The organism is Nonomuraea sp. LP-02, assembly GCF_036289125.1.
GTDB classification, from domain to species: domain Bacteria; phylum Actinomycetota; class Actinomycetes; order Streptosporangiales; family Streptosporangiaceae; genus Nonomuraea; species Nonomuraea bangladeshensis.
Genome location: NZ_JAXCLK010000001.1, coordinates 2510091 through 2520439 on the forward strand (window position 1 = coordinate 2510091; position 10349 = coordinate 2520439).

The following is a 10349-nucleotide window of genomic DNA, read 5'->3' on the forward strand; positions in this document are numbered from 1 at the left end:
CTCAGGCGAAGAGCTGGGCGAGCTTGAGCAGCAGGTTGTAGATGCCGTAGGCGAAGGGCAGGCCGACCCAGGCCCACGCCACCGTCATGAGTGCGGTGCGCCTGCTCATACGGTCTGTCCCTTCTCCTCCGTGACCGTCCCCCGGGACGGGTGCTCGTGATACTTGTCCGCCACGGGCCGGATCAGCTCGTTGGCGAGGAAGCCGACCGCGAGCAGGCCGATCATGACGTACAGCGAGGTGGTGTAGAGGGCGGGGCCGGAGCGGCCGGCGGCCTCGCCGGCGTCGGCGACCGCGTTGACGATGAGCGGCCCCAGCACGCCCGCCGTGGACCAGGCCGTGAGCAGCCGGCCGTGGATGGCGCCCACCTGATAGGTGCCGAACAGGTCCTTCAGGTACGCGGGGACGGTCGCGAAGCCGCCGCCGTAGAAGGACAGGATGCCGAGCGCGCACACGATGAACACCGGCTTGGACGAGGCCCCGGCGAGCGCGATGACGAGGTACAGCAGCGCCCCGGCGCCCAGGTAGACGCGGTAGACGTTCTTGCGCCCGATGAGGTCGGAGGTGGAGGACCAGACGAAGCGGCCGGTCATGTTCGCCAGCGACAGCAGCGCGACGAACCCGGCCGCCGCCCCGGCCGCGACGGCGGCGGGCGTGCCGGCGAAGAAGTCGGTGATCATCGGCGCGGCCTTCTCCAGGATGCCGATGCCCGCGGTGACGTTGCAGCACAGCACCACCCACAGGCAGAAGAACTGCGGGGTGCGGATGGCGTTGCGGGCCGAGACGTCGGCGTCGGTGACCAGCGGGCGGCGGCCCGCGGCGGACGGGGTCCAGCCGCGCGGGTGCCAGTCCTCGGGCGGCACCCGGACCAGCAGCACGCCCATGGTCATGAACGCCGCGTAGACCACGCCGTGGACGAGGAACGTCAGCGCGATCCCGCCGGTGTCCGTGCCGAACGCGCCGAGCATCTGCGCCGACCACGGCGAGGCGATGAGCGCTCCCCCGCCGAACCCCATGATCGCGATGCCGGTCGCCATGCCGGGGCGGTCGGGGAACCACTTGATCAGCGTGGAGACCGGCGAAATGTAGCCGATGCCGAGCCCGATCCCGCCGACGACGCCGTAGCCGAGCACGACCAGCCAGTACTGCCGGGTGGCCACGCCCAGCGCGGAGAGCAGGAAGCCGGAGGAGAAGCAAGTCATCGAGACGAACATGGCCCAGCGCGGCCCGTTGCGCTCCACCAGCGTGCCGCCGAAGGCGGCCGAGAGGCCGAGCATGACGATGCCGAGCTGGAACGGCAGCGCGCTCTGCGTGCCGGAGAGCCCGAGCGCGGACTCCAGCGGGGGTTTGAACACGCTCCACGCGTACGCCTGGCCGATGGCGAGGTGCACCGAGAGCGCCGCGGGCGGCACGAGCCAGCGGCTCCAGGAGGGGTCGGCGACGGTACGGGATCGGCTGAGGAATCCTGCCACGCGCAACATACTGTATGCGGTATTGCGGAAGCGGCGAATCTTTACGGCGAGCGGTCAATTCTTGTCGACGAACGGCACACCCGTGTTTGCTGGATTGGTGATCTCCCCCTACACCGGCTGGACCAGGGAGCACTGGGCCGCCCTCGCCGACCGCCTGCTCCTCGCCGCCCGCGACCACGCCTCCCCCGCGCACGCGCGCGTCGCCTTCCCCGGGCCGCCCGGCGGGTACGGCCCCGACGTCGACGCCCTGGAGGGCTTCGCCCGCACGTTCCTCGCCGCCGGGTTCCGCGTCGCCGGCGAGGACGGGCGCGACCCGCTCGGCCTCATGGAGTGGTACGCCGAGGGCCTGGCCGCCGGCGTGGACCCGGCCTCGCCCGAGCGGTGGCCACGGCTGGACGAGCACGACCAGGCCAAGGTGGAGGCCGCCTCCGTCGCGCTGGTGCTGCACCTGACCCGGCCGTGGCTGTGGGACCGGCTGCCGCCGCGGGTCCGCGAGCAGGTGGTGGACTGGCTCGCGCCCGCGGTCGGCGCCGCCTACCCGCCGATCAACTGGGTCTGGTTCCAGATCGTCACCGAACAGTTCCTGGCCTCCGTGGGCGGGCCGTACGCGGAGGAGGACATCGAGGCGGGGCTCGCCCTGGCCCGCACGTTCGAGCGCGCCGACGGCTGGTACGCCGACGGCCCCGAGCGCTCCTACGACCACTACAACGGGTGGGCGCTGCACCTGTACCCGCTGCTGTGGAGCGAGATGGCCGGCCGCGACCCCGATCCCGCGTACCTGGCCCGGCTGGAGCGCTTCCTCGACGACGCCGTGCACCTGGTGGGCGCCGACGGCTCGCCGCTCGTCCAGGGGCGCAGCCTGACCTACCGGTTCGCCGCGGCGGCGCCGTTCTGGGCGGGGGCGCGGGCCGGGGTCGGCTCCCCCGGGCTGCTGCGCCGGGCCGCGTCGGGCATCGTGCGGCACTTCGCCGAGCGCGGCGCGCCGGACCGCGACGGGGTGCTCACCCTCGGCTGGCACGGGCCGTGGCGCGGGATCGCGCAGGACTACTCGGGGCCCGGCTCGCCGTACTGGGCGGCGAAGGGCCTGCTGGGGCTGTCGCTGCCGGCCGGTCATCCGGTGTGGACGGCCGTCGAGGAGCCGCTGCCGGTCGAGACCGGCGACTTCACGCGGGTGGTACGGGCCCCCGGCTGGCTGGTCAGCGGGACGCGGGCGGACGGGATCGTCCGGGTCGTCAACCACGGGACCGACCACGCGCGGCCGGGCGCGCGCCTCGCCGACGCGCCGCTCTACGCCCGCCTCGGCTACTCCACGGCCACCTTCCCGCTGCTGTCCGGCGATCCGCTCGACCAGTCGGTGGCGGTGCTGGACGAGGACGGGCGGGCCTCCCACCGGACGGGGTTCACGGCGGGGCCGGTGTCCGCGCTGCCGTCCGGGACGCTGGTCGGCTCGTCGCGCTGGCGGGCCCGCTGGGGCGAGCAGGGCCCCGGCCCGGACCACGGGTACAGCCGGCCGGGCGGCGAGCTGCGCGACGGGCCGGAGGTGGAGGTCGTCTCGGCGGTGCGCGGCGCCTGGGAGGTCCGCTTCGCCCGCCTCCACGCCGAACCGGCCGCCCGGACCTCCGAGTCGGGCGGGCGGCTGCGTCTCGGTGGGTGGCCCGCGCCCGAGGGCGGGCCCGCGACCCGCGTCGTGGGCGGCCCCGGGCTGACGGAGCGGGGCGTCGCGGTCGCGGCCACGCCGCTCGCCGGACGCACGCTGGTCCCGTGGTGCGCCACCCCGGACCCGGCCGGGCCCGGCCGCTGGTACACCGCCGCGCTCCTGCTCGGAGAGGGCGGCGAGCCGCCTGTGGTGAAGGGTGACGTGATCACCTGGCCGGACGGCGCCACGGACGAGATCCCCTTGCCCGCCTGACACCGTGCATGCCGCGCGACGGTACGGTCGCCCTCGTGACCCAGACACCGCCCATCGTGATCGGGCACCGGGGCGCGAGTGCCCACCGGCCCGAGCACACCCTCCTGTCCTACGAGACCGCCATCGCCCTCGGCGCCGACTACATCGAGCCCGACCTGGTCGCCACCAGGGACCACGTGCTGGTGGCCAGGCACGAGAACGAGATCTCCGGGACGACGGACGTGGCCGCGCGGCCCGAGTTCGCCGACCGGCGCACCACCAAGACCATCGACGGCCGGCCGGTCACCGGCTGGTTCACCGAGGACTTCACGCTGGCGGAGCTGAAGACGCTGCGCGCCAAGGAGCGGGTGCCTGACCTGCGGCCGGGCAACACGGCGTTCGACGGGCTGGCGGAGATCCCGACGTTCGAAGAGGTCGTGCGGCTCGCGCTGCGGGCGGGCGTCGGCGTGTACCCGGAGACCAAGCATCCGACGTACTTCGCCTCCCTCGGGCTGCCGCTGGAGGAGCCGCTGCTGGAGGTGCTCGGCCGGCACCGGGTGCGCGCGGCGTACATCCAGTCGTTCGAGACGGCGAACCTGCGCGAGCTGCGCGGCAGGACGGAGCTGCCGCTGATCCAGCTCGTGGCGTACGACGGCGCGCCCTACGACTGGATCGCCGCCGGTGACCCCCGCTCCTCCAAGGACCTGGTGACGCCGGACGGCCTGCGCGAGATCGCCGGGTACGCCGACGGCATCGGTGTCGACACCCGGCTCGTGGTGCCGCGCGACGCCGCCGGCCGGACGCTGCCGCCCACGACGCTCGTCGCCGACGCCCACCGCCACGGCCTCCACGTGCACGTGTGGACGGTACGCGGCGAGAACTCCCAGCTCCCCGCCGACCACCGGGCGGGCGACCCGGCGAGCCCGGCCCACCCGCGGGCGACCGGCGACGTCACGGGCTGGCTGGCCAAGCTGCTGGACGCGGGGATCGACGGCGCGTTCTGCGACGACCCCGGCACGGCCCGCGCGGTGCTCGCCGAACGGGCCCGCCGCCGGCGCTGACCGGCTCAGGTACGACGCCGGCGCTGACCGGCTCAGGTACGACGCCGGCGCTGACCGGCTCACGTACGACGCCAGCGCGCCTCGCCGAAGCAGTACGCGGCGAACAGCAGCAGCCCGAGCGCCACCACCACGAGCAGCCACGGCCCGGCGGGCGTGCCGGCGAACTCGCGCAGCGCCGCGTCGATGCCGCCCGCCTCGTCCGGGTCGAACGTGACCGCCGCCCGGCAGACGAGGATCCCGGCCAGCGCGGCGACCGCGCCCCTTGCGACGAACCCGCCGAGGCCGACGTGGTCCATGACGGTACGGGCGGGCGCGGGCATGCTCGCCCGGTCCAGCTCCTCCCTGAACCCCTTGGTGAGCCCCTGGCGCACCCAGTACCCGCCGAGCACGACCAGCCCGAGCCCGATCGCGCCCACGATCACCGGCCCGCCGGGCAGCCCGAGCAGCGTCGCCGTGATGTCGCGGGACTTCTCGTCGTCGGACGACGCCTTCCCCTTCGTCAGCACGCTGATCAGGCTGACCATGACCAGCGCGTACACCGCGACCCTGGCGACCGCCTCGGCCCGCTCGATCGTCTCCCCGCCCCCGAACAGCGCCTCCGAGACCTGCCACAGCGCCAGCGCCACGAACCCGACCATCATGATCCACAGCAGTCCCGCGCCGAAGGGCAGCTCGGCGACCGCCTCGATGGCGCCCGCCTTGTCGGCCTCCTTCGACCGCTCGCCCAGGCCGATCTGCACCGCCACCGCGCCGACCAGCGCGTACAGCACGCCGCGGCAGGCCAGGCCGATCCGCGTGGCGACGTCCATGACGGGGTGGCGGGCCGCTCTCCGCGCCGCGCCGCGTACCTCTTGTCCCGCCGTGCTCATCATCCCTCCAGAGGGGTGTTCGGAGGACTTACGAAGTGCCCGGAAAACGGCGTTGCAGACCTCGGCCCCGGGCCGCGCCGTCGTTACGATGATCGGGTGAGGACCGACCAGCACGGACTCGCCATGAGCGGGGCGAGCGCCGCCGCGGCCCGCCACTACGACCGCGCGATCGACGAGCTGCTGCACTTCCGGGCCGAGGTCGACGCCGAGGCGAACGCGGCACTGGAGGAGTCGCCCGACTTCCCCATGGGCCACGTGCTCGCCGCCTATCTCGGGCTGCTGACCACCGAGGCCGAGGACGCGCGGACGGCGCGGGTACGTTTCCACGCCTTCCTCCGGCGCGCCGGCGAGACGTCCCTGCCGCCGCGCGAGCGGGCCCACTTCGCGGCCGTACGGGCGCTGCTCGACGGCGACTTCCTGACCTGCGGGGCGCTGCTCGCCGAGATCACCGCCGAGCATCCGCGCGACGCGCTGGCGCTGATCGCCGGGCACCATGTCGACTTCTTCACCGGCGACGCCCGCTCGCTGCGCGACCGCGTCGGCGGCGCGCTCACCGCCTGGGGTCCCGGCGACCCGCACTACGGGCAGGTGCTCGGCATGTACGCCTTCGGGCTGGAGGAGGCCGGGGACTACGAGCGGGCGGAGGAGGTCGGGCTGCGGGCGGTCGAGCTCGACCGGCGCGACGTGTGGGCGATCCACGCGGTGACGCACACGTACGAGATGCGCGGCCGTTTCGGCGACGGGCTGCGTTATCTCGACGCGCGGGTGCCCGACTGGTCCTCTGGGACGTTCCTCAACGTGCACGCCTGGTGGCACTACTGCCTGTTCGCGCTGGAGGCCGGGGACGTGCCGCGGGTGCTGGCGATCTACGACGCGGCGCTGGCCGACGGGCAGTCGTGCCTGGAGCTGCTGGACGCCGCCGCCCTGCTGTGGCGGCTCCATCTCGAGGGGTCGGAGCAGCCCGAGCGGTGGCGGGCGCTGGCCGACGCCTGGCCGGCGCGGGTGGCCGAGCCGTTCTACGCCTTCAACGACATGCACGCGGTCATGGCGTACGTGGGCGCGGGGCGGCTGGGCGAGGCGGAGAAGCTGATCGCCTCGCGGGAGGCGTACGTGGCCGCGCCGCGCCCCGGCGTGACCAACGTGGACATGACGCTGCGGGTGGGGCTGCCGGTGTGCCGGGCGCTCGTCGCGTTCGGGCGGGGCGACCACCGGGCAGCGCTCGACCTGCTGTACCCGATCCGGCACCGGGTCAACGAGTTCGGCGGCAGCCACGCCCAGCGCGACGCGGTGCAGCGCACGCTGCTGGAGGCGGCGCTGCGGGCCGGGGCGCGGGACGTCGCGCGGACGCTGGTGAGCGAGCGGATCGAGGTGCGGCCGTGCAGCCCGTACAACTGGCTGAAGCAGGCGGCCGTGGCCGAGGCGTTCGGCGACCGGGCCGCGGCGGCGGCCGCGCGGACGCGGGCCGGCGAGCTCGCCCGCGCCCTCTGACCGGGCGGTTCGACTGAGTCATGACTCAGGAGCAAGGCGTGTGACCGCCGATTCGCAAGGGACTGCCGGGGCCGTAGAGGTCTTCATGAGGCGGCGTTCGTGAGAAGATCGAGATCATGATCGGTCTGCCAGGCTCGGGTCGTCGCGCTCGCCGTGCCGCCGCGACGGCCACCCCCGTGATGCTCGTGCCGTGCCCATGGACGCCCGCCGTCGCCGACGCCCCACCCGGTCGTGCCCTTCGTGCGCGTACCCGGCCGGTGCCGATCACATGCTGACCATGCGCGAAGGCGATCCCCTCACCAGCCCCTCCCCCGCTCCCGCCGGCGAGCAGGACGCCCCGGTCCGCCGGGAGAGCGGCCTGCCGCGACGGGAGACCGTACGCGGCGTCCCCCGCGTCACGCCGGCCTCGCCGGTGACGCCGGTCACTCCGTCGCCGGACGCCGGCCCCGCGCCGCACGACCACCGCTTACCGGCCGCGACCCCTGACCGCGGCCGGGCGGAGAACGCCGCGCCGGGGAGCGTCGGGGAGATCCCCGGGCTCCGGCCGCGCCGCCGTCCCAAGGACGGGGGCGAGGTGCCCGGCGCCGACGTGGACCTGGTGGACGCCCTCGACCCGCTCGCCCGCCGTACGGTGTCCGCCTGGCTGTGCGACAAGCCGTCCGCCGCCGCCCGCCAGGTGGCCCTGCAGGTGGTGGCGTCGTTCCTGCGCTGGCTGCAGGCGGCCGAGCCGGGCGTCGAGCTCCTGGCCGTCACCGGCGCCCATCTGGAGGCGTTCTGCGAGGCCGCCCGCACCGGCGGCATCCCCCGAAGCCCCGGCAGGCCGCTGACCAGCAAGACGGTCAGCCGCAAGCGGGCCGCCCTGCTGTCGTTCTACACCTACGCCTGGCGCTGCGGCGTCGTCCGGCACAACCAGGTCGCCGGCGCCACGCCGGCCAAGCCGGCCCGCTCGGGCAACGGTGACGCGGTCACCCCGGAGGAGCGGCGGCTGCTCCGGGAGGGCGTCGCCCGCCTCGCGGCGGACGGCCGCACCACGGAGGCGGCGGCCGTCGCGCTGCTGGAGCTGACCGGCGCCGCCGTGGAGGCCCTGGCCGGGCTGACCCGTCAGGACGTACGCACCGTGCCCGACGGCACCGTGGGGCAGCCGGCCGTCGTCACCGTCAACCACGGCCGGGACGACGTCGCCGCCTTCCTGGTGACGCCGCTGGCCCGCCCGCTGCTGCGCGTCCTGTGCGCCAGCCGGCCGCCGGGCGAGCCGCTGATCCGCCGCCCCGACGGCCGCGCCCTCGACACCGCCTGGCTGGGCACGGCGCTCACGGCCGCCGCCCGCGCCGGCGGCGTCCCGGAGCACCGCGCCCGCCTGCTCACCCCGGCGATGCTCCGCGCCACCAACGTCACCGACCTCCTCAACGCCCGATAACCCCGTGCGCCCCGTCTCCCCCGGCTTGGCCTGGGGGAGACGGGGCGGGGCCTCTGAGCCGGGAATGTCGGTGGGGCCGGGTAGGGTTTCGGCTCATGGATCGGGAACTCACGCTCATGGTCGTCCACGCCCACCCCGACGACGAATGCCTCAGCACCGGAGGCATCCTGGCCCGCTACACCGAGGAGGGCGTCCGCACCGTCCTGGTCACCTGCACCAACGGCGAGCAGGGCGACGGCGACGGCGGCGTCAAACCGGGCGAGGACGGTCACGACGACGCGGCGGTGGCCGCCCGCCGCCTTGAGGAGCTGCGCGAATCGGTTGCCCACCTGGGCATCGACCACCTGGAGCTGCTCGGCTACCGCGACTCAGGCATGGACGGATGGGCCGGCAACGGGCACCCCGACGCGTTCGCCAACGTCCCGGTGGAGGAGGCGGCGGGCCGGCTGGCCGCCCTGATCGAGCGCTACCGGCCGCAGGTCGTGGTGACGTACGACGAGACGGGCGGCGGCGGCTACGGCCACCCCGACCACGTGCAGACGCACCGGATCACCGCGGCGGCCGTCGAGTCGACCGGCATCCCCGACAAGTTCTACTACACCGCGATGCCACGCTCGGCGATGAAGCAGATGTTCGAGATGATGCGCGACAGCGGCATGGACGTGGGCGACTTCGAGCTCCCCGACGATTTCGGCACCCCCGACGAGCGGGTGACCACGGTCGTCGACGTGGCCCCCTACACCGAGCGCAAGCTCAAGGCGCTGCGGGCGCACGAGAGCCAGGGCGAGAACATCTTCCTGCTGCGCATGCCGGAGGAGACCCAGCAGCGGGCGTTCTCGTACGAGGCGTTCGAGCGGGTGCTGTCCAAGGTGCGGACGCCCGCCCACGAGGAGGACCTGTTCACGGGCCTGCGCCACTAGCCGGTGAGGAAGGCGGCCGATGATCGCTGTTCTGGGTGAGTGCGTCGCGGACGCCTTCACCACCCGCCCCTCTGCCTCCGCTGACGGCGGGTCGTACGCGCTGCCGGAGCCCGAGGCCGACCCGGGCTTCACCAGTCGCCCCTCCGCCTCCCCTGACAGCGGGGGCGACAGCAGGGGCTTCGACCGCGACGGCAGGGGCGGGCACGGCCTGGAGCTGCGGGTGCTGCCAGGGGGCGGCCCCGCCAACACGGCCGTGGCGCTCGCCCGGCTCGGCACCCCGGCGCGCTTCCTCGGCCGCCTCTCCGGTGACGTCTTCGGTGACCTGTTCCGCGGGCACCTGGCGGCCTCGGGCGTGGACCTGTCGGGCTGCGTCGAGGCCGCCGAGCCGAGCACGCTCGCCGTCGCCGCCCTCGACGCGGACGGACGGGCCGACTACACCTTCTACGCCGAGGGCGCCGCCGACTGGCAGTGGAGCCGGGACGAGCTGGCCCCGGCCAGGCTCGGCGCCGCCGCCTGCCTGCACACCGGCTCGCTCGCCCTGGTCAGGGCGCCGGGGCGGGCGGCGGTCGAGGAGTTCGCGCGGGCGGCGTCCGCGCACGCCACGATCTCGGTCGACCCGAACGTCCGCCCCAGCCTCGCCGCGAAGGACGACTACCAGGTGGCGCGCTGGTGTTCGTGGGCCGACATCCTCAGGCTCAGCGACGACGACCTGGAGTTCCTGCTGCCGGGGGTGTCCCAGGAACACGCCTGCGACACCTGGCACGAGGCGGGGGCCCGCCTGGTGGTCATCACGAGGGGGGCCGCAGGGGCGCTGGTCTCGCTGGACGGCGAGCGCGCCACCGTGCCCGCCCCCGAGGTCGAGGTCGTGGACACGGTCGGCGCGGGCGACTCCTTCACGGCCGGCCTCCTGCACCGCCTGCACGCCGGCGGCCACCTCGGCGGCCGGCTGGACGGCCTGGACCTGGGGACGGCGACGGAGGCGGCGGCGTTCGCAGCCCACGTGGCCGCCCTGACCTGCTCAGTCCCCGGCGCCAACCCACCCTGGGCCGCCCAACTGACCTCCCACCGTGAACCGCCCGCCTGACACCCACCCTGCGCCGCCCACCCTGGACCGCCCACCCTGACCTCCCACCCTGACCACCCAGGGTGAACGCCGCCACCGGCCGGGGGTCCTGGCTGGCGGGTGTCCGAGCTGGCGGCGTCCTCGCTCACGGGGTCCCGGCTCCCGGGCTGGGA

The 10349-nt window shown here is 74.7% G+C and carries 9 protein-coding genes; 6 read left to right on the forward strand and 3 right to left on the reverse strand.

The window, feature by feature from the left end:
• Position 1: 1 nt before the first annotated feature.
• Positions 2 to 109, reverse strand: a complete 108-nt coding sequence (locus SMD20_RS48340) for an MFS transporter small subunit (protein WP_442942472.1) — start codon at positions 107 to 109, stop codon at positions 2 to 4.
• Positions 106 to 1470 carry an L-lactate MFS transporter gene (locus SMD20_RS11665; RefSeq protein ID WP_442942473.1) on the reverse strand — a complete coding sequence of 455 codons (1365 nt, stop codon included), beginning with the start codon at positions 1468 to 1470 and terminating at the stop codon, positions 106 to 108. Before SMD20_RS11665 ends, SMD20_RS48340 begins: the two co-directional genes overlap by 4 nt.
• Positions 1471 to 1567: 97 nt before the next feature.
• Here SMD20_RS11665 and SMD20_RS11670 point away from each other — a divergent pair, with 97 nt between their 5' ends.
• Together SMD20_RS11670 and SMD20_RS11675 are read left to right on the forward strand one after the other, a co-directional pair.
• Positions 1568 to 3379 carry a DUF2264 domain-containing protein gene (locus SMD20_RS11670; RefSeq protein ID WP_329578968.1) on the forward strand — a complete coding sequence of 604 codons (1812 nt, stop codon included), beginning with the start codon at positions 1568 to 1570 and terminating at the stop codon, positions 3377 to 3379.
• Positions 3380 to 3414: 35 nt separating this feature from the next.
• Positions 3415 to 4419: a glycerophosphodiester phosphodiesterase family protein gene (locus tag SMD20_RS11675; protein ID WP_329578971.1), complete on the forward strand. Its 1005-nt coding sequence runs from the start codon at positions 3415 to 3417 to the stop codon at positions 4417 to 4419.
• A gap of 59 nt (positions 4420 to 4478) precedes the next feature.
• Here the strand turns inward: SMD20_RS11675 and SMD20_RS11680 are convergent, their stop codons facing one another.
• Positions 4479 to 5288 (reverse strand): DUF1206 domain-containing protein, encoded by an 810-nt coding sequence (locus tag SMD20_RS11680; RefSeq protein ID WP_329578973.1) that lies wholly within the window; start codon positions 5286 to 5288, stop codon positions 4479 to 4481.
• 96 nt (positions 5289 to 5384) lie between these two features.
• On the opposite strand from SMD20_RS11680, the gene SMD20_RS11685 reads away from it, so the two are divergent.
• The 4 genes from SMD20_RS11685 to SMD20_RS11700 all read left to right on the forward strand — a co-directional run bounded on the left by SMD20_RS11685 (position 5385) and on the right by SMD20_RS11700 (position 10197).
• On the forward strand, positions 5385 to 6776 hold the full coding sequence (locus SMD20_RS11685) for a tetratricopeptide repeat protein (protein ID WP_329578976.1): 1392 nt from the start codon (positions 5385 to 5387) through the stop codon (positions 6774 to 6776).
• Positions 6777 to 7053: 277 nt separating this feature from the next.
• On the forward strand, positions 7054 to 8193 hold the full coding sequence (locus SMD20_RS11690; RefSeq protein ID WP_329578979.1) for a tyrosine-type recombinase/integrase: 1140 nt from the start codon (positions 7054 to 7056) through the stop codon (positions 8191 to 8193).
• Between the two features lie 95 nt (positions 8194 to 8288).
• Positions 8289 to 9113, forward strand: coding sequence for a PIG-L family deacetylase (locus tag SMD20_RS11695; RefSeq protein ID WP_329578982.1), 825 nt, complete (start codon positions 8289 to 8291; stop codon positions 9111 to 9113).
• A gap of 19 nt (positions 9114 to 9132) precedes the next feature.
• Complete coding sequence (locus SMD20_RS11700; protein WP_329578985.1) at positions 9133 to 10197, forward strand: carbohydrate kinase family protein; 1065 nt, start codon at positions 9133 to 9135, stop codon at positions 10195 to 10197.
• The last annotated feature ends 152 nt before the right edge of the window (positions 10198 to 10349 follow it).